Below are 18376 nucleotides of genomic sequence, written 5' to 3' on the forward strand. Positions count from 1 at the left end.
GGCGTCTAGAGCGGACTCTTGGCCTGGGCGGATAGATTGACGATGGCGGCGTCCAGTTCCTCCAGCGCCGGACTGGAAGTCGGCGCGCCCTGCTTGAGCAGGGTTTCGCTGTGCTGGCAGGCGGCGCGCAGTTGTGGTACGCCGCAATAGCGGGTGGCGCCGTGCAGGCGGTGGACGCGCTCGATCAGGGCGATGCGGTCACCATCCTCGCGGGCCTGGCGGATGGCCTGGCGATCCGCTGCCAGGGAGGCAAGCAGCATGCTCAGCAGGTCCTTGGCCAGGTCCGGCTTGTTGGCCGCCAGGCGCAGGCCTTCGTCCGGGTCCATCACCGGCAGGGTGGAGATGTCCTGGCCGCCGCTGCTGAGGCTGGTCACCTCGGGTGTCGAGCTGTGCAGCAGGCGCAGGCCGGTCCATTTGAGGATGACCTGGGCCAGTTGCCGGTCGCTGATGGGCTTGGTGAGGTAGTCGTCCATGCCACTCTGCAGCAGGGCACGCTTCTCGTTGGCCATGGCGTGGGCGGTGAGGGCGACGATGGGCACCGGGGTGCCGCCTTCACTGGCTTCCCAGTCGCGGATCGCCTCGGTGGCCTGGCGACCGTCCATGCCAGGCATCTGCACGTCCATGAACACCAGGTCGAAGCGTTCCTGCTGTACGGCTTCCACCGCGGCATAGCCGCTGTCGACGGCGGTGACCTGGGCGCCGAGGTCGGTCAGCAGGGTTTCCACCAGCAGCAGGTTGGCCGGGTTGTCGTCGACGCAGAGCAGGCGCGGTGGGCGATCGGTGATGCCCAGACCACCGCTCTCGTTGCGCTGCGGGCGTTGGTTGAGCAATTCGGCCACGGCCTGTTCCAGCTTGCGGCTGCAGGCCGGCTTGGAATGCAACTGGCAATGGACGTCCGGCAAAGAGGCATGGAACACCGCCTGGTCGGTGGTGGGGCAGTAGACCAGGGTGTTGCAGTCCAGTCGGCCCAGCTCCCAGATGCGTTCGGTGAGCAGGTCCGGCGGAATGCTGCGGGCACTCACGCCGAGGACGGCGAGACTGACCGGCAGCTTGCCGGACACCGGGTGGGCGACGGCCTCGCTCAACTGTTCCAGGGTCTCGAACAGCTCCACGCTCAGCCCGCATTCCTCCAGTTGATGCTGCAGCGCCTGGCGGGTGAGGGCGTGGGGTTCCACCAGGCCGACCCGGCGACCGGCCAGGGCGATGCGCTTGTGGCTGTCGATGCTGCCGTGGGCCTTGGGCAGATTGAGGGTGATCCAGAACTCCGAGCCTTCGCCCGGCACGCTTTCCAGGCCGATCTCGCCGCCCATCTGCTCGATCAGGCGCTTGGAGATGACCAGGCCGAGGCCGGTGCCACCCGCCTGGCGCGTCAGGGAGTTGTCGGCCTGGGAGAAAGCCTGGAACAGCAGCTGGCGATCTTCCTCGGCGAGGCCGACGCCGGTGTCCTGGACGCTGATGCGCAGCTGGGCGTGGTCGTCGGTCTCTTCCTCGACCATGGCGCGCACGGCGATGGTGCCGGAGTGGGTGAACTTGATGGCGTTGCTCACCAGGTTGGTGAGGACCTGGCGTAGGCGCTGCGGATCGCCCACCAGGTGGGTCGGCGTATCGCGATAGACCAGGCAGACCAGCTCCAGGTGCTTTTCGTGGGCGGACGGCGCCAGGATGGTCAGGGTGTCCTGGATCATGTCGCGCAGGTTGAACGGCAGATTCTCCAGGACCAGCTTGCCGGCCTCGATCTTCGAGAAGTCGAGGATCTCGTTGATGATGCCCAGCAGGCTTTCCGCGGAATTCTGGATGGTGCTCAGGTAGTCCTGCTGGCGCGGGGTCAGCTCGCTCTTCTGCATCAGGTTGGTGAAGCCGATGATGCCGTTGAGCGGGGTGCGGATCTCGTGGCTCATGTTGGCCAGGAATTCCGACTTGATCCGGCTGGCCTCCAGGGCGGCCTTGCGCGCCAGGTCCAGCTCGATGTTCTGGATCTCGATGGTTTCCAGGTTCTGGCGGACGTCCTCGGTGGCCTGGTCGATGTTGTTCTGCATCTCGAACTGGGCATTTTCCATGGCTTCGGCCATGCGATTGATGCCGGTCGCCAGTTCGTCGAATTCGGGGCTGCCGAGCTGGAGGGGCAGGCGCGTCTCCAGGCGGCCTTCCTGCAGCTGGCCGACGCCTTGGGCAATCACCTGCAGCGGGCGGTTGATGCGGCGGCCCATGCGTACCGCGACGAAGGCGGTGAAGGCCAGTCCCAGCAGGATCAGCAGCAGCCCGGCCACCAGGTTGCGATAGCCGCGCAGCAGGGTGGCGTGATGGGAGAGCTCGAGCTGGATCCAGCCCAGGGTCTGGGGAGTGGCGGTAGTGCCGTCGCTGCGAGTGAGGCGCAGGTCGTGGGTCTGCACCGGCAGGTTGAAGTGGGTGATGTCCAGCCCCGATCTCATGCTGATGGTCTGGAAGTCACGGCCGCTCAGCTCGAGGGTCATCGAGGGGCCGGCGTGGGCCAGGACGTTGCCGTCGGCATCCAGGAAGCTGATGGCGCGGACGTCGGCCTGATCGAGGGCGCGTTGGGCGATGCGGTTGAGCTGGTCGTTGTCGCCGGTGCGCATGGCCGGTGCGATGAGGGGGGCCATCTGTTGGGCGACCAACTGGCCGTGCTCGATCAGCTGGCTGCGCATGTCGGACAACTGAACCCAGCTGAAATAGACCCCCAGCAGGGCCGCCATGCAGCAGGTGGGGAGGACGCTCAGCAGCAGAATGCGCCCCTTGAGTCCCAATTCGTCCAGCACGGCTCATCCCTCAGAAAATTGGCGAGTCTAACCCCTTTACCAACTGTAAAGAGAGTCTTTGCGAAAGGGGTCGCACCCCTGCTGACGCTGATCCGCGAAAATTCGCGAACAATGCCACGGCGCGCGGCCGCGGTGCACAACCATCACTCCCGAAGGTGGTCTGGTAGGGATTGCCGGTCACTCCGGCGTGGTTCGTTCGAGGAGATCCTTTGAAGAAGAGTTGCAGTCTGCTGCTGATGGGCGCCCTGGCGCTGGGTTCTGGCTGGACCGTGGAGGTCCAGGCCCAGGAGTCGCGCAAGACCACGCTGGTGGAGCGGGGCTCGATGTACTACAGCTTCGAGACGCATCTGCTGGATTCGGCTGATGGCAAGCGCCGCTATCGGGTCTATATCGGCATACCCAAGCAACCGGCGCCGATGATGGGCTATCCAGCGCTGTTCTTGCTCGACGGCGATGCCGCCCTGGCGCAGTTGCAGGATGTCTGGCTGTCGCCCCACAAACTGAAGAATCCGCCAGCGCTGGTGGCCATCGGCTACGCCGACGCGGCCGACGCCACCCAGGAGCGCACCTACGACTACACCCCGGCGGTGGGCAATGGGCGCAATCGCGACGATGTGCGCAAGGACTGGCCAGCCGGCGGGTCGCGCGCCTTCCTCGAGCTGATCGAGCAGCGCATCAAGCCATTGTTGACCCAAAGCGTGCCGGTGGACCCCAATCGCCAGACGCTGTGGGGCCATGGCTATGGCGGGCTGTTCGTGCTCGATACCCTTTTTAGGCAGCCGCAGGCGTTCCAGCGCTACGTGGCGAGCGACGTGGCCTTCGGCTGGCAGCAGGGCCTCATCCTCAAGCGGGCGCAGGAGTTCCAGGGCGTGGGGGGTGCCCGGCCAGTGCACCTCTGGCTGTTTTCCGGCAGCGAGGATATGACCCGCAAGGTTGCGCCCGAGGCGCCCAAGCGGCTGGCCGAGCGCCTGGCGAGTCTGCCGGGGTTGCAGGTGACGTCCCAGGTGCGCCCCAACCTGGGGCCGGAAGCCATCCTGTCGCTCAGCCTGCCCGCGGCCCTGGAAGTGGCCAGCGACGGAGCGACCGCGCCCAGGCCGTAGCCTGGCGCCTCATGGGTAGGGTCGGCGCGGGTTTGGGGGTATCATGGACGGCTTTCACCCCTGGCGAAACGAGCTGATCCATGAGTCTGCACTATCCCACCATCGCCGATTGCATCGGCAACACGCCGCTGGTGCGCCTGCAGCGCCTGGCCAGCGATACCCGCAGTACCGTGCTGCTCAAGCTGGAAGGCAACAATCCGGCGGGTTCGGTGAAGGACCGGCCGGCGCTGTCGATGATCCGCCAGGCCGAGGCCCGCGGCGACATCCAGCCCGGCGATACGCTGATCGAGGCCACCTCCGGCAACACCGGCATCGCCCTGGCCATGGCCGCTGCCATCATGGGTTACCGCATGATCCTGATCATGCCGGACAACTCCAGTGCCGAGCGCAAGGCCGCCATGACTGCCTATGGGGCCGAGCTGATCCTGGTCAGCAAGGAAGAGGGCATGGAAGGCGCGCGTGATCAGGCTACCCGCATGCAGGCCGAGGGCCGCGGCAAGGTGCTCGACCAGTTCGGCAATGGCGACAATCCGATCGCCCACTACTTGGGTACCGGGCCGGAAATCTGGCGCCAGACCCATGGCAGCATCACCCATTTCGTCAGCTCCATGGGTACCACCGGGACCATCATGGGGACCTCGCGCTACCTCAAGGAGCAGAATCCCAAGGTGCAGATCATCGGTCTGCAGCCGGAAGAGGGTGCCGCCATCCCCGGCATCCGCCGATGGCCCGAGGCCTATCTGCCGAAGATCTACGACGCCAGCCGCGTGGATCGCATCATCGATATGTCCCAGCAGGAAGCCGAGGACACCATGCGCCGCCTGGCGCGTGAAGAAGGCATCTTCTGTGGCGTGTCTTCCGGCGGCTCGGTGGCCGGTGCCCTGCGCATCGCCCGGGAGGTCGACGACGCGGTGATCGTGGCGATCATCTGTGACCGCGGTGATCGCTATCTGTCGACCGGCGTCTATGACCCGCGCTAAGCGAGGCGGCGGTGGGCTGCGCTTCCAGCCGGCTGGCGGGGCGCGCTCGGCCACGGTGCCGACCGGCAAGCGCCAGGTGCTGGGTATCGACCGGCTGTCCAACGACGGTCGCGGCATCGGCCACGAGGGTGGACGGACCTGGTTCGTCGCCGGCGCCTTGCCGGGTGAGCGCATCGAGGCGCGGGTGCTCGGTGCCCGTAGCCAGGTAGTGGAGGCCCGTACCCTCAAGGTGCTGGAGGCCAGCCCGCTGCGGCGCATGCCGCCCTGCAGCGTGGCCGACCGCTGTGGGGGTTGTACCCTGCAGCATCTGCCCCATGGCGACCAGCTGGCGCTCAAGCAGCAGGCACTGGCGGAGCAGTTCCAGCGCCTGGCCGGTACCCAGCCCCAGGCCTGGGCCGCGCCACTGGTCGGTCCTGAATTCGGCTATCGCCGTCGGGCCCGGGTCGCCGTGCGGTGGGACGAGCGGCAGGGTCGGTTGGAAGTGGGCTTTCGCGCCGAAGCCAGCCAGGACATCGTCACGCCGGACGACTGCCTGGTGCTGGTCCCCGAGCTGCAACGCCTGCTGCGGGCGTTGCCGACGCTGCTGGGTGGCCTGGAACGGCCTCAGGTCATCGGTCACGTGGAGTTGTTCCAGGGCACTGCGACCGCACTGTTGGTACGCCATACCCAGGCCTTGCTGCCCGGCGACCAGGCCCGCTTGCGCGATTTCTGCGCAGCCGGGCAGGTTCAGCTCTGGTGGCAGGGCAAGGGCGAGCCCATGGCTGATCAGGCGGACGTCCCCCTGGGCTACCAACTGGCGGACTGGGCGCTGACGCTCGCCTACCGGCCGGGTGATTTCGTCCAGGTCAACGCGCCCATCAACGCCGCGATGATCGCCCAGGCGCTGGACTGGCTCGCACCGGGTGCCGATGATCGGGTGCTCGACCTGTTCTGTGGCCTGGGCAACTTCTCCCTACCCCTGGCACGCCAGGCTGCGGCGGTGACTGGGATCGAAGGGGTGGCGGCGATGACATCACGGGCAATACAAAATGCACGTGACAACGGCATCGGCAACGCGCACTTTCTACAGGTGGACCTGTCGAACCCGCTGCCCACCGAGGTGGGCGCCCATTCGTTGGCCCTGCTGGACCCGCCGCGCGATGGTGCGCTGGAGGTCGTCCGGCAGCTCAAGGGACTGGAGGTGCGGCGACTGGTCTATGTCTCCTGCAATCCGTCCACCCTGGCGCGGGACGCGGGTGAACTGGTGCGGCAGGGCTATCGCATGACACGGGCGGGAATTCTCGACATGTTCCCGCAAACCGCCCATGTGGAAGCCATGGTGTTGTTCGAAGCGGGCGGGATGCCCGGCTAACGACGGTTCGCCAACGATGCGAGCCAATCCGGCGAGAACGCTGCGCCGTGAGGAAGGGGTAGATGGTACAGGTCAGAGCGCATCAGCCAGTCAACGTCGATGGCAGCATCAACCTTCATGCCTGGCTGGATCACATCCAGAGCGTGGATCCGAATCTTGATCGCGAGGCCTTGCTGGATGCCTGCGGCTTCGCCCGCACGGCGGAGGAGAACTCGGGGCAGATCGAGCATACCTGGGCCGAAGGGACTTCCAGTTTCCACACCGGTCTGGAGATGGCCGAGATTCTCGCCGATCTCAAGCTGGACCAGGACAGCCTGATCGCCGCCATCGTCTATCGTGCGGTACGCGAGGGCAAGGCGACGCTGGAATCCGCGGCCGAGCATTTCGGGCCGGTGGTGGCCAAGCTGATCGAAGGCGTGCTGCGCATGGCGGCGATCAGCGAGAGCCTCAATCCGCGCAAGTCCATGGTGCTGGGCAGCCAGACCCAGGTCGACAACCTGAGGCGCATGCTGGTGGCCATGGTCGACGACGTCCGCGTCGCCCTGATCAAGCTGGCCGAGCGTACCTGTGCCATCCGTGCGGTGAAGAACGCCACCGAGGAGCGCCGCAACCGGGTGGCCCGCGAGGTGGCCGACATCTATGCGCCCCTGGCCCATCGGTTGGGCATCGGCCATATCAAGTGGGAGTTGGAGGATCTGTCCTTCCGCTACCTGGAGCCCCAGCAGTACAAGCAGATCGCCACCCTGCTGCACGAGCGGCGGCTGGATCGCGAACAGTACATCGCCGACGTCATGCAGCAGTTGCGCGACGAGCTCACCGCCACCGGCATCAAGTCCGACATCAGCGGCCGGGCCAAGCACATCTATTCCATCTGGCGGAAGATGCAGCGCAAGGGGCTGGAATTCAGCCAGATCTACGACGTGCGTGCCGTGCGGGTATTGGTTCCCGAGGTACGCGACTGCTATACCGCGCTGGGGATCGTGCATACCCTCTGGCGGCACATTCCCCGCGAGTTCGACGACTATATTGCCAATCCAAAGGAGAATGGCTACCGTTCCCTGCACACCGCGGTGATCGGCCCGGAGGGCAAGGTGCTGGAGGTGCAGATCCGCACCCATGCCATGCACGAAGAGGCCGAGCTGGGGGTCTGCGCCCACTGGCGCTACAAGGGTACCGACGTCAAGTCGGCGTCCAACCATTACGAAGAGAAGATCTCCTGGCTGCGCCAGGTGCTGGAATGGCACGAGGAGCTGGGCGACATCGGCGGCCTGGCCGATCAGCTGCGGGTCGATATCGAGCCGGATCGGGTCTACGTCTTCACCCCCGACGGCCACGCCATCGACCTGCCCAAGGGCGCGACGCCGCTGGACTTCGCCTATCGTGTGCACACCGAGATCGGCCACAACTGCCGGGGGGCCAAGATCAACGGCCGTATCGTGCCGTTGAACTACCAGCTGCAGACTGGCGAACAGGTGGAGATCATCACCGGCAAACAGGGTTCGCCCAGCCGCGATTGGCTCAACCCCAATCTGGGCTACGTCAACACCTCCCGGGCGCGAGCCAAGATCGTCCACTGGTTCAAGTTCCAGGCGCGCGACCAGAACGTCGCCGCCGGCAAGGCCATGATCGAGCGCGAGCTGGGTCGCCTGGCGCTGCCGCCGGTGGACTTCGACAAGTTGGCCGAGAAGGTCAACTACAAGGGCGCCGAGGACATGCTGGCGGCCCTCGGCGCGGGTGACCTGCGCCTGGCCCACGTGATGCACGCGGCCCAGCAACTGGTGGAGCCGGACAAGGGCAACGACACCCTAGACCTCATTCCCCGCAAGCCTACCAACAAGCCGGGCAAGCGCGGCGATGTGCAGATCCAGGGCGTGGGCAACCTGCTGACCCAGATCGCCGGCTGCTGCCAGCCGCTGCCGGGCGATCCCATCGTCGGCTACATCACCCTCGGTCGTGGCGTGACCATCCATCGGCAGGACTGCGCCAACGCCCTGCAACTGGCCAGTCGCGAGCCGGAACGGACCATCCAGGTGAGCTGGGGGCCGGTGCCGGTGCAGACCTATCCGGTCGACATCCTGATCAAGGCCTTCGATCGCTCGGGCCTGTTGCGTGACGTCTCGCAGATCCTGCTCAACGAGCGGATCAACGTGCTGGCGGTGAACACCCGCTCCGATCGCGAGGAAAACACCGCCAACATGCTGCTGACCATCGAGATCCCCGGTCTGGACGCCCTCGGCCGTCTGCTCGGGCGCATCTCCCAGCTGCCCAACATCATAGAAGCCCGTCGTAACCGCGCTGCCTGAGTGGCGCGACGACGATCCTCACGAGGCGCTCCGGGCGCCTCGCTCTTTTTTACGCGACAGGATTTCACCCATGTACCAGCTCGACGACCTCCTGCACCTCATGGCCCGACTGCGCGACCCCCAGCACGGTTGCCCCTGGGATCTGCAGCAGGACTACGCCAGCATCGTGCCTCATACCCTGGAAGAGGCCTACGAGGTCGCCGACGCCATCGCCAAGCGTGACTTCCCCCAGGTGCGCGACGAGCTGGGCGACCTGCTGTTCCAGGTCGTCTATTACAGCCAGCTGGGCCGGGAAGATGGCCATTTCGACTTTGCCCAGGTGGTGGATGGCGTCACCCGCAAGCTGGTGCGCCGCCATCCCCATGTCTTTCCCGATGGCGACCTGCATGGCCCGCTGGACCTACCACGGCTCGACGAAGCGACCATCAAGCGACGCTGGGAAGAGATCAAGGCCGAGGAGCGCGCGGAAAAGGCCGCGGCGCCCGAGCAACTGTCGCTGCTGGATGACGTACCGGCGGCGCTACCGGCCCTGAGTCGCGCGGCCAAGCTGCAGAAGCGCGCCGCCAACGTCGGCTTCGACTGGGCCGATGCGATGCCGGTGGTGGCCAAGATCCAGGAAGAACTGGACGAGGTGCGCGAGGCCATGGCCAACGGCCAGGCCGCCCAGGTGGCGGAAGAGGTGGGCGATCTGCTGTTCGTGATGGTCAACCTGGCGCGCCACCTGCGCGTGGATGCCGAGGACGCCTTGCGCCAGGCCAACGCCAAGTTCGAGCGGCGTTTCCGCTACATTGAGGACGCGTTGAAGGCCCAGGGGCGCACGCCCCAGGAGGCAAGCCTGGAAGAGATGGATGCGCTCTGGGATGCCGCCAAAATGGCAGAGAAGGGTGATGTGGGGAATTCGTTGCGGCGGGAGTAGGTGGATTTTTGCGGGTCTTATCGTGGCCATGGGCCGCTCCTACGGGTGCTTGATGTAACTGTAGGAGCGGCCCATGGCCGCGATAAGACGATTTGTAGCCCGTAGGCGCGGCTGCATCGGCGGACCGCCATGACCACGATACCCGATCCCTACGGCATCCTTTCCCACCCCGGCGACAGATACGGTTGGTCGGCCAGGTGTGCCGGGCATTTGCCCTTGAGGTGCCAGGCGAAGGCGATGATCTCGGCCAGGGTGCGATAGAGCGCCTCGGGAATCTCCGCGCCCAGTTCCAGGCGCGCCAGGATGCGCACCAGGTCGGCGTTCTCGTAGATGGGCACCTCGTGCTCGCGGGCGGTGGCCAGGATGAGTTCGGCCAGCTCGGCGTCGCCCTTGGCCGAAAGGATCGGGGCGCTGCTGCCGTCGTAGGAGAGGGCGATGGCCTGGCGGGGGGCGGGCGTGCTCATGCGGTGTCGTCGATCCAGCGTTGTTCGAGGGTGGTACGGGGATTACGGGCGGGGCGGCCCTGGCGACTACTGAGGTCGCCGACCACGAAGCCGGCGGCCAGCAGCCGTTCGCGCAGATGGGGCAGTTCGGTGTCGATCAGGGCCGCGGTGGCGCCTTTTTCCGCCCAGAACTCGCTGGACAGGCGGCCACTGGCGAGCTGGGCCTTGACCTGCAGCGGACCCAGGGGTGCCAGGTCGAAGGCCAGCTCCACCTTCCACAGGCTGTCGCGGGCTTCACCGCGGGCGTCCGGCGGGGGGCGTTCTTCCTGGAAGCGCACCTGCACCGCGCCCAGGCGCTCACCATCGCGCCAGGGGATTTCGGTCTGCCAGGTGGAGAGGTAGTAGCCATCCGGCAAGACCTGGGTCTGCGCCAGGCTGGCGAGCTGGTGGGTCTGCAGCCGGGCGATGACGCCGGTGGCCAGTTGCAGCAGTTCGTCGAGTTCGGCGTTGGTAGCGGCCAGGCCGCGGCCATCGCGCTCGCCCAGGGGGAAATCCAGGTCGCTGGGCTGGCGGCTGATGGTAGCCGCGCCACCCAGGGCGCGGCGCAGGGCATCGGGCAGGTTCTGCTGGGCGGTCTGGGCCAGCACCTGGGGATTGCGCAGCGGATCGCCCGGCACGCTGGCCAGCAGCCGGTCTACCAGGCGCAACAGATTGGCCTTGAAGTCTTCGCCGACGTCGGGCCCGGTCCGGTCCAGCAGTTGCTGTTCCAGCTGCAGTCCACTACGAGCCAGGGCGCGGGCCCAGCCCTGGGGGGTGGTGAGGGTCTCGGTATCGTCCAGATTGGCCAGCAGCGCCTTGAGCGCGGCACCCACGGCCGGTGGCAGCTCCTGCTCGGGAAGGGCGTCCTGCAGCCATTGCAGCAGGCCGTTCATCGACAACTGGCGCTGGCCCTGGCTCTGCAGCTGGCGGTCGATGTCGAGCTGGTCGAGGCGCTGCGCCAGGGGCATGACCGCCACTTCCTGGCTGTCCTTGATCACCACGGTGAGTAGGCTGCCCACCGGCACAGGACGGGGCGACTCAAGCTTGAGCTGGCGACCTTCGAGGCTGGAGCTGAGCGCCTTGGCAAGCACCTCGTAGCTGGGCGCCGCGTCGGGTGGCTGTTGCAGCAGGCTGCTCAGCACCCGCAATTGCAGGGTGGTACCCACCGGCAACTGGCGCAGGTCCAGTTGCTGCAGCGGCGGGGGCGGCGCCTCGCCGTCCAGGCTTTGCAGCAGTACGGCCAATTGCGTGGAGCCCAGCGTGCTCACCAGCAACTGGCTGCCGACCGGCAGGTTATTGGTCGGACTCTGGGTGGTGAGCAGCACACTGCCACCCTGGGCGAGCTGCAGTTGCAGCAGGAACTGGAAATTCTGGCCGGCCGGGCGAGTGGCCAGCACCTCGGCGGTGGCCGTGGTGCCGGGCGGGATGAGGTCGTCGAGGGACTGCAGGGCCTGGAGGATCTGCGCGCCGGCATCGGACGCCTGCGCCGTCGCGGCCCGGACGGGCAGGGTGGGCGTGACGCCGGTACTGGGCGGGATCGCGGAGATGGAAGTCATCGACAGGTCCGAAAAAGTCGCCTCTGTGCTGCCTATGTATAATGGCAGGCTTGCCTTCAGGGGTGTGTGCCGGGTTAACGGCCGCTACCCGACCGACTTTAGTCCCTTGGAACCTCATGCCGTGAACCCGCCCCTGCTCGACGCCGTCGCGCTCCGTTGCGAACGGGGCGATCGCCTGTTGTTCGACGGCCTCGACCTGCGCGTACGGCCCGGCGAGCTGCTGCAGATCGGTGGCGTCAACGGCAGCGGCAAGACCAGCCTGTTGCGTATCCTGGCGGGCCTGCTGCCGGCCGAGGGAGGGCAGGTCCAGCGCCCATCGGCGACCGACCTGCTCTGGCTGGGCCATGCGCCGGGCATCGCCGATGGCTTGAGCGTCCTGGAAAATCTGCTGTCGCTGGCCTGTCTGCGGCAGGCGCTCAGGCGCGCTGACGCCCTGGCCGCCCTGGCAGCCATGGGCCTGGAGGCGTGGGCGGACGAGCGCTGTGGCCAGTTGTCGGCCGGACAGCGGCGGCGGGTGACCCTGGCCCGCCTCTATCTGCCGGCAGCGCCGCGGCTATGGCTGCTGGACGAACCCTTCACCGCCTTGGACGCGGCGACTTGCGCGGCTCTGGAGTGCCGGCTGCAGGCGCATTGCGCCGCGGATGGCGCCGTAGTGCTGACCAGTCATCGTGAGCTGCAAACCCCCATCGCCGGTCATCGCCGCCTGGTGTTGGATGGTGGTCGATGATCGCGGCCTGCCTGGCGGTTCTTCGGCGGGAGTGGCGCCTGGCCTGTCGCCGGCCGGCGCAGTGGCTCATTCCGCTGGCCTTTCACGCCCTCATCGTCACCCTGTTTCCCCTGGCCTTGGGACCGGACGGCCGGCAACTGGCGCTGCTGGCGCCGGGCCTGCTGTGGATCGCCCTGCTGCTGGCCTTGCTGCTCGGCCAGGACGGACTGTTTCGTAGCGACTGGCAGGACGGCTCCCTGGAACTCTGGCTGCTGGCGCCCCAACCCCTGGCGCTGCTGGTGCTGCTCAAGCTGCTGGTGCACTGGTGTTTCAGCGGCCTCGCCCTGGTAGCCCTGACCCCACTGCTGGGGCTGATGCTGGGCCTGCCTGCCGGGGCCTTGCCGGCGATGCTGGCGGCCCTGACCCTGGGCAGCCTGGCCCTGACGCTGATCGGCGCCATCGGCGCGGCCCTGACCGTGGGGCTGGCGCGTGGCGGCCTGCTGCTGGCGCTGCTCAACCTGCCGCTGCAGATTCCGGTGCTGATCCTGGGCACGCTCAGCCTGGACGCCGCGCGCAGCGGCCTGCCGGTTACCGGCTACCTGCTGTGGCTGGGCTGTTTCACCCTGCTGGCTCTGACCCTGGCGCCCCTGGCGGTGGCTGCCGGCCTGCGCATCGGCGCCGCCCAATGACGAGGATCCCATGAACTGGACCTGGCTGCACCGCCTGGGCTCGCCCGCCATCTTCTATCGCCTGGCCGGCCGGCTGCAGGGACCCTGCCTGGCCCTGGCCGGGCTGCTGCTGGCCGTCGGCCTGGTCTGGGGGCTGTTCCTGGCGCCGCCGGACTACCAGCAAGGCGACAGCTTTCGCATCCTCTATGTACACGTACCGGCAGCCTTCCTGGCACAGTCCTGTTACCTCCTACTGGCCATCGCCGGGGCCGTCGGTCTGGTCTGGCGCCTCAAGCTGGCCGACGTCGCCCTGCGTGCCGCCGCGCCGCTCGGAGCCTGGATGACGGTGATCGCCCTGGCCACGGGATCGCTGTGGGGCATCCCCACCTGGGGCACCTGGTGGATCTGGGACGCCCGGCTCACCTCGATGCTGGTGCTGCTGTTCCTCTACCTGGGCATCATCGCCCTGGGGCAGGCCATCGCCACGCGGGAGAGCGCTGCCCGCGCCTGCGCCCTCCTGGCGCTGGTAGGCTCGGTGAATCTGCCGATCATCAAGTATTCGGTGGAGTGGTGGAGCACCCTGCACCAGCCGGCCACCTTCAGTCTGGTGGAGCGTCCGCCGATGCCGCCAGCCATGTGGCTGCCGCTGCTGGTCATGGTGCTGGGCTTCTACCTGCTGTTTGCCGGGTTGCTGTTGCAGCGGATGCGCCTGGAACTGCTGCGCCGCGAATGGCGCAGTCGCTGGGTACGAGCGGCAGTGGGCGAGGAGCGGCCATGAGCGGGATCGACTGGGTCCAGGCCCTGAGCATGGGACGTCATGGCCTCTACGTCTGGCCGGCCTTCGGCCTGACCCTGGCGATCCTCCTGGGCCTGCTGCTGCACGGCTGGCAGGCGCGCCGGCGGGTGGAGCGCGACCTGCGTCAGCGCTGGCGGCGGGAGCGCCAACCATGAATGCCGTCCGCCGTCGTCGGCTGCTGTGGGTGTTGGTGCTGCTGCTCGGCGTGGGGGGCGCTGCGGCGCTGGCCCTCAGCGCCCTGCAGCAGAACATCAACCTCTTCTATACCCCGAGCCAGATCGCCCAGGGCGAGGCGCCGCGGGACACCCGCATCCGCGCCGGCGGCATGGTGGAGCGGGGTAGTCTGGTACGCGCCGCGGATTCCCTCGCCGTGAGCTTCGTCATCACCGATTTCCAGCGTGAGGTGCGGGTCAGCTACGCCGGCATCCTGCCGGATCTGTTCCGCGAGGGGCAGGGCGTGGTCGCCCTGGGCCGGCTCGACGACCAGGGCCGGCTGGTCGCCGACCAGATCCTCGCCAAGCACGACGAGAAATACATGCCACCCGAGGTGAGCCAGGCGCTGCGCCAGGCCGGTCGGCCGCTGGATGGCGCGAGGCCGGCGCCATGATTCCCGAACTCGGCCAGCTGTGCCTGCTGCTGGCACTGGCCATGGCGCTGGTGCAAGGTACCGTGCCGCTGCTCGGCGCCTGGCGGGGCCAGCTCGACTGGATGCGCCTGGCGCGCCCGGCCGCCTTCGGCCAGTGCCTGTTCCTGGCGCTGGCCTTCGCCGCGCTGGTCTGGGCCTTCCTGCAGGACGACTTCTCGGTGGCCTATGTGGCGGCCAACTCCAACAGTCGCCTGCCCTGGTACTACAAGATCAGCGCCAGCTGGGGCGCCCATGAGGGGTCCTTGCTGCTCTGGGCGTTGACGCTGTCGGCCTGGAGCCTGGCGGTGGCGGTCTGTTCGCGGCAGTTGCCCCAGGCCCTGCTGGCCCGGGTACTGGGCATCCTCGGGCTGGTGGCCCTGGGTTTCCTGACCTTCCTGGTCGCCACCTCCAATCCCTTCGCGCGGCTGCTGCCGCAATTTCCGCGCGACGGCAACGACCTCAATCCGCTGCTGCAGGACCCCGGGCTCATCCTGCATCCGCCCATGCTCTACATGGGCTACGTCGGCTTCTCGGTGGCCTTCGCCTTCGCCCTGGCGGCGCTGCTGGAAGGGCGCCTGGACGCCGCCTGGGCACGCTGGGCACGGCCCTGGACGCTGGTGGCCTGGGCCTTCCTCGGCTGCGGCATCGTGCTCGGTTCCTGGTGGGCCTACTACGAGCTGGGCTGGGGCGGTTGGTGGTTCTGGGACCCGGTGGAAAACGCCTCCTTCATGCCCTGGCTGGTGGGCACGGCGCTGCTGCATTCCCTGGCGGTGACGGAGAAGCGTGGCCTGTTCAAGGGCTGGACGGTGCTGCTGGCCATCGCCGCCTTCTCGCTCAGCCTGCTGGGGACCTTCCTGGTACGCTCGGGCGTGCTGACCTCGGTGCATGCCTTCGCCAGCGATCCGACCCGCGGGGTGTTCATCCTGGCCTTCCTGCTGTTGGTGGTGGGCGGCTCCCTGACGTTGTTCGCCTGGCGCGCGCCGGCCCTCAGCGGATCGGCGACCTTTGGCCTGGCGTCGCGCGAGGCGTTGCTGCTGATCAACAACCTCATCCTGGTGACGGCCGCGGCGATGGTACTGCTGGGCACCCTCTACCCCCTGATCATCGACAGCCTCACCGGCGCCAAGCTGTCGGTCGGGCCGCCGTACTTCGATCTGCTGTTCGTTCCCTTGATGGCGCTGCTGATGCTGGCCCTGGGCGTGGGCGTGCTGGTGCGTTGGAAACAGAGTCCGGGCCGCTGGCTGGCACGGCTGCTGGCGCCCATCCTGCTCGCCTGCGCCGCCCTGGCAGGCATCGCCGCCTCGTGGCTGGAGCAGCCGAGAGCATCCATCCTGGTGGTGCTGGCGCTGGCGGCCTGGGTCGTGCTGACCGCGCTGCGCGATATGCTGGGCAAGGTGGTGGCGCTGGGCTGGCGCCGCGGCCTGCGCAGCCAACCGCGCAGCTACTGGGGCATGCAGCTGGCGCACCTGGGCCTGGCCGTCCTCGCCCTGGGCGTGGTACTGGCCAGCCAGCTGGACGTGCAGCGCGACCTGCGCCTGGCGCCGGGCGAGCACGTGGAACTCGGTGGCTATCGCTTCGGCTTCGCTGGCACCCAGCACTACGAGGGACCGAACTTCAGTGCCGAGCGCGCCCTGCTGCAGGTAGAGCGCGAGGGCCGCGTGGTGGCGCTGTTGACGCCGGAAAAGCGCCGCTACCTGGCTGGCGGCGCGGTCATGACCGAAGCCGCCATCGATGCCGGCCTGACCCGCGATCTCTACGTCGCCCTGGGCGAACCCCTGGGGGAGGGCGCCTGGGCGGTGCGCCTGCAGATCAAGCCCTTCGTCCGGCTGATCTGGCTCGGTGGGCTGCTCACCGCCCTGGGTGGCCTGCTGGCGCTGGCCGATCCGCGCTACCGGCGACGGCGGGCGGCGCCCATCCCTGCCCCTGCGGAGTCTTCCTGATGCGTCGTCGCCTGCTGCTCTGCCTGCCGCTGTTGGCCTTCTTGCTGCTGGCCGGATTTCTCTATCGCGGCCTCTATCGTGATCCCCAGGCCTTGCCCTCGGCGCTGGTCGGCCAGCCGTTTCCGAGCTTTTCGTTGCCGGGCGTGCAGGACGAGCGCCAGTTCGGTCGCCAGGACCTGCTCGGCCGCCCGGCGCTGGTCAACGTCTGGGGTACCTGGTGCGTGGCCTGCCGCGAGGAGCATCCCGTGCTGAATCGACTCAAGGCCCAGGGCGTGGTGATCCACGGCATCAACTACAAGGACGACAACGCCAGTGCCCGACGCTGGCTGGCGGAATTTCACGATCCCTATCAGCTCGATATCCGCGACGACGAGGGGCGGCTGGGACTCGACCTGGGGGTCTATGGCGCCCCGGAAACCTTCCTGGTCGATGCCCAGGGCGTGGTGCGCTATCGCCACGTCGGCGTGATCGACCAGCGCCTCTGGGACGAGGAACTCGGACCGCGCTATCGCGCCCTGGTGAGCGCACCATGAGGGACAGGCTGCTGGCGATCCTGCTGTTGGCCTGGTCGGCCCTGGCCAGTGCCGCCATCGACACCTATGGCTTTCGCGACGAGGCCGAACGGCTGCGTTTCCAGGCCCTGACCCGCGAACTGCGCTGCCCCAAGTGCCAGAACCAGGACCTGGCGGATTCCAACGCGCCCATCGCCGGCGATCTGCGCCGGGAGATCCGGCGGCTGATGGCAGCCGGACAGAGCGATGAGCAGATCATCGCCTACCTGGAACAGCGCTATGGCGAGTTCATCCGCTATCGCCCGCCTTTCGAAGGGCGCACCTTGCTGCTCTGGACCCTACCGGGGCTGGGGCTGCTGGGCGGCGCCGGGGTGCTGCTGGTGCTGACCCGCCGGCGTCGCGTGGAACCGGCGCTCAGCGCCGCCGAACGCGAGCGGCTGGCCGCGCTGCAGCCGGAGGAGGCGCCATGACCCTGACCTTCTGGGGCCTGGCCGGGCTGCTGGCGATCCTGGCGGCGCTGATCCTGCTGGTGCCGCTGCTGCGAGGTGGACGGGCGGCGGGAGATCAGCGCGAGGCGATCAATCGCGCGCTCTACCGGGAGCGCCTGGCGGACGCACGGCTGCGCGCCGGTCAGGGCGAGCTGGATGCCGAGGACCTGGCGGGCGCCGAGGCGGAAGCGGCGCGAAGTCTGCTAGCCGACAGCCCAGTCGATGAGCGGCCGGCTTCCCTTCACGGGCGGCGGCTCGGCATCGCCGCCGCCCTCGCGGTGCCCGCCCTGGCCCTGGGGCTCTATCTATGGCTCGGCGCCTTGCCAGCGCTGCAACTCAGCCAGCGACTCGCCGAACCGGCAGGGTCACCCCAGGCGCTGCTGGCCAATCTGGAAGAGGCCACCCGCCGGCAACCCCAGGCCGCCGACAACTGGTACCTGCTCGCCCGCGCCTATGCCGGGCTGGGGCGCTATGCCGCGGCGGTGAGCGCCTTCGAGCGAGTGCTCCAGCTCGATGGGCGGCGCCCGGAAGTCCTGGGTCAACTGGCCCAGGCGCGCTTCTTCGCCGCGGGCCGCACCCTGGACGCCCAGACCCAGGCGCTGGCCGACGAGGCGCTGCAGGCCAATCCCGGCGAGCCCACCACCCTGGGGCTGCTGGGTATCGCTGCCTACGAGCGTGGCGACTACCCCCAGGCGGCCGCCTATTGGCGCCGGCTGAGCGCCGGTCTCGATCCGGCGGACCCGCTGCGCCAGGCCCTGGCCGAGGGCATCGCCCGGGCCGAGCGGTCAGCACAGGCGGCGGGGCAAGGCGTAGCTACCTCCGGATTCGCCGTGGAGGTCAGTCTGGCGCCGGAGGTGGCGCGCCGGGTGAAACCTGAAGACAGCGTCTTCGTGCTGGCCCTGGCGGTCGACCAGCCCGGTCCGCCCCTGGCGGTCCGCCGCCTGAGGGTAGCCGACCTGCCGGTGCGGGTGCGGCTCGACGATGGCGACGCCATGCTGCCCCAGCGCCGGCTGTCGGATCAGCGCCGGATACGCCCGGTGGTGGTCATCGCGCGTAATGGCGATCCGCTGAAGGGCGACTGGCGGCACGCGGGCGAGCCGCTGGACCTGCCGACCGACACAGTCGGTCGACTACGCGTGGTAGAGGGGGACACCCTCACGCAATGATCCAGCACCACCA

Annotated in this window: 17 protein-coding genes; 14 read left to right on the forward strand and 3 right to left on the reverse strand. The window is 68.1% G+C overall.

Going from position 1 to position 18376, the window contains the following annotated elements; all coding sequences use genetic code 11:
* Nucleotides 1-5: 5 nt before the first annotated feature.
* Nucleotides 6-2774: a response regulator gene (locus tag RND78_RS00745; RefSeq protein WP_312725191.1), complete on the reverse strand. Its 2769-nt coding sequence runs from the start codon at nt 2772-2774 to the stop codon at nt 6-8.
* Between the two features lie 209 nt (nt 2775-2983).
* On the opposite strand from RND78_RS00745, the gene RND78_RS00750 reads away from it, so the two are divergent.
* The 5 genes from RND78_RS00750 to mazG all read left to right on the forward strand — a co-directional run bounded on the left by RND78_RS00750 (nt 2984) and on the right by mazG (nt 9424).
* Nucleotides 2984-3874, forward strand: coding sequence for an alpha/beta hydrolase (locus RND78_RS00750; RefSeq protein WP_312725192.1), 891 nt, complete (start codon nt 2984-2986; stop codon nt 3872-3874).
* 80 nt (nt 3875-3954) lie between these two features.
* Entirely contained in the window at nt 3955-4854 is a 900-nt protein-coding gene (gene cysM, locus RND78_RS00755; protein WP_312725193.1) for a cysteine synthase CysM, read from the forward strand.
* Nucleotides 4841-6205: a 23S rRNA (uracil(1939)-C(5))-methyltransferase RlmD gene (rlmD, locus tag RND78_RS00760; RefSeq protein ID WP_312725194.1), complete on the forward strand. Its 1365-nt coding sequence runs from the start codon at nt 4841-4843 to the stop codon at nt 6203-6205. Before cysM ends, rlmD begins: the two co-directional genes overlap by 14 nt.
* Nucleotides 6206-6267: 62 nt before the next feature.
* Nucleotides 6268-8508, forward strand: coding sequence for a GTP diphosphokinase (gene relA / locus RND78_RS00765; protein WP_312725195.1), 2241 nt, complete (start codon nt 6268-6270; stop codon nt 8506-8508).
* 70 nt (nt 8509-8578) lie between these two features.
* Complete coding sequence (mazG, locus tag RND78_RS00770; protein WP_312725197.1) at nt 8579-9424, forward strand: nucleoside triphosphate pyrophosphohydrolase; 846 nt, start codon at nt 8579-8581, stop codon at nt 9422-9424.
* Nucleotides 9425-9573: 149 nt separating this feature from the next.
* On the opposite strand, the gene RND78_RS00775 is transcribed toward mazG, so the two are convergent.
* Both RND78_RS00775 and RND78_RS00780 read right to left on the reverse strand, forming a co-directional pair.
* Entirely contained in the window at nt 9574-9888 is a 315-nt protein-coding gene (locus RND78_RS00775) for an EscU/YscU/HrcU family type III secretion system export apparatus switch protein (RefSeq protein WP_312725198.1), read from the reverse strand.
* Nucleotides 9885-11462, reverse strand: coding sequence for a flagellar hook-length control protein FliK (locus tag RND78_RS00780; protein WP_312725199.1), 1578 nt, complete (start codon nt 11460-11462; stop codon nt 9885-9887). The genes RND78_RS00775 and RND78_RS00780 overlap by 4 nt, the downstream gene beginning before the upstream one ends.
* Nucleotides 11463-11583: 121 nt before the next feature.
* On the opposite strand from RND78_RS00780, the gene ccmA reads away from it, so the two are divergent.
* From ccmA to ccmI, 9 genes are read left to right on the forward strand one after another with little or no spacing between them, the layout of a single operon-like run.
* On the forward strand, nt 11584-12189 hold the full coding sequence (gene ccmA, locus RND78_RS00785; RefSeq protein ID WP_312725201.1) for a cytochrome c biogenesis heme-transporting ATPase CcmA: 606 nt from the start codon (nt 11584-11586) through the stop codon (nt 12187-12189).
* A complete protein-coding gene (ccmB, locus tag RND78_RS00790) occupies nt 12186-12857 on the forward strand; it encodes a heme exporter protein CcmB (RefSeq protein ID WP_312725202.1) in 672 nt (223 codons plus the stop codon). Before ccmA ends, ccmB begins: the two co-directional genes overlap by 4 nt.
* Before the next feature lie 10 nt (nt 12858-12867).
* Nucleotides 12868-13614, forward strand: a complete 747-nt coding sequence (locus RND78_RS00795; RefSeq protein ID WP_312725203.1) for a heme ABC transporter permease — start codon at nt 12868-12870, stop codon at nt 13612-13614.
* Nucleotides 13611-13787, forward strand: a complete 177-nt coding sequence (ccmD, locus tag RND78_RS00800) for a heme exporter protein CcmD (protein WP_312725204.1) — start codon at nt 13611-13613, stop codon at nt 13785-13787. The genes RND78_RS00795 and ccmD overlap by 4 nt, the downstream gene beginning before the upstream one ends.
* On the forward strand, nt 13784-14239 hold the full coding sequence (gene ccmE, locus RND78_RS00805; RefSeq protein ID WP_312725206.1) for a cytochrome c maturation protein CcmE: 456 nt from the start codon (nt 13784-13786) through the stop codon (nt 14237-14239). The genes ccmD and ccmE overlap by 4 nt, the downstream gene beginning before the upstream one ends.
* Nucleotides 14236-16197: a heme lyase CcmF/NrfE family subunit gene (locus tag RND78_RS00810; protein WP_312725208.1), complete on the forward strand. Its 1962-nt coding sequence runs from the start codon at nt 14236-14238 to the stop codon at nt 16195-16197. Before ccmE ends, RND78_RS00810 begins: the two co-directional genes overlap by 4 nt.
* Nucleotides 16197-16730, forward strand: coding sequence for a DsbE family thiol:disulfide interchange protein (locus RND78_RS00815; protein ID WP_312725210.1), 534 nt, complete (start codon nt 16197-16199; stop codon nt 16728-16730). Before RND78_RS00810 ends, RND78_RS00815 begins: the two co-directional genes overlap by 1 nt.
* Nucleotides 16727-17179, forward strand: coding sequence for a cytochrome c-type biogenesis protein (locus RND78_RS00820; RefSeq protein WP_312725211.1), 453 nt, complete (start codon nt 16727-16729; stop codon nt 17177-17179). Before RND78_RS00815 ends, RND78_RS00820 begins: the two co-directional genes overlap by 4 nt.
* Complete coding sequence (ccmI, locus tag RND78_RS00825; RefSeq protein ID WP_312725213.1) at nt 17176-18363, forward strand: c-type cytochrome biogenesis protein CcmI; 1188 nt, start codon at nt 17176-17178, stop codon at nt 18361-18363. Before RND78_RS00820 ends, ccmI begins: the two co-directional genes overlap by 4 nt.
* The last annotated feature ends 13 nt before the right edge of the window (nt 18364-18376 follow it).

The organism is Pseudomonas oryzihabitans, assembly GCF_032027545.1.
GTDB classification, from domain to species: Bacteria; Pseudomonadota; Gammaproteobacteria; order Pseudomonadales; family Pseudomonadaceae; genus Chryseomonas; species Chryseomonas oryzihabitans_F.

Excerpts from the sequence above, each read along its gene's own strand:
- cysM (WP_312725193.1), top strand. The coding sequence starts at position 3,955 with ATGAGTCTGCACTATCCCACCATCGCCGATTGCATCGGCAACACGCCG.
- rlmD (WP_312725194.1), top strand. The coding sequence starts at position 4,841 with ATGACCCGCGCTAAGCGAGGCGGCGGTGGGCTGCGCTTCCAGCCGGCT.
- relA (WP_312725195.1), top strand. The coding sequence starts at position 6,268 with ATGGTACAGGTCAGAGCGCATCAGCCAGTCAACGTCGATGGCAGCATC.
- mazG (WP_312725197.1), top strand. The coding sequence starts at position 8,579 with ATGTACCAGCTCGACGACCTCCTGCACCTCATGGCCCGACTGCGCGAC.
- RND78_RS00775 (WP_312725198.1), bottom strand. The coding sequence starts at position 9,888 with ATGAGCACGCCCGCCCCCCGCCAGGCCATCGCCCTCTCCTACGACGGC.
- RND78_RS00780 (WP_312725199.1), bottom strand. The coding sequence starts at position 11,462 with ATGACTTCCATCTCCGCGATCCCGCCCAGTACCGGCGTCACGCCCACC.
- ccmB (WP_312725202.1), top strand. The coding sequence starts at position 12,186 with ATGATCGCGGCCTGCCTGGCGGTTCTTCGGCGGGAGTGGCGCCTGGCC.
- RND78_RS00795 (WP_312725203.1), top strand. The coding sequence starts at position 12,868 with ATGAACTGGACCTGGCTGCACCGCCTGGGCTCGCCCGCCATCTTCTAT.
- ccmD (WP_312725204.1), top strand. The coding sequence starts at position 13,611 with ATGAGCGGGATCGACTGGGTCCAGGCCCTGAGCATGGGACGTCATGGC.
- ccmE (WP_312725206.1), top strand. The coding sequence starts at position 13,784 with ATGAATGCCGTCCGCCGTCGTCGGCTGCTGTGGGTGTTGGTGCTGCTG.
- RND78_RS00810 (WP_312725208.1), top strand. The coding sequence starts at position 14,236 with ATGATTCCCGAACTCGGCCAGCTGTGCCTGCTGCTGGCACTGGCCATG.
- RND78_RS00815 (WP_312725210.1), top strand. The coding sequence starts at position 16,197 with ATGCGTCGTCGCCTGCTGCTCTGCCTGCCGCTGTTGGCCTTCTTGCTG.
- RND78_RS00820 (WP_312725211.1), top strand. The coding sequence starts at position 16,727 with ATGAGGGACAGGCTGCTGGCGATCCTGCTGTTGGCCTGGTCGGCCCTG.
- ccmI (WP_312725213.1), top strand. The coding sequence starts at position 17,176 with ATGACCCTGACCTTCTGGGGCCTGGCCGGGCTGCTGGCGATCCTGGCG.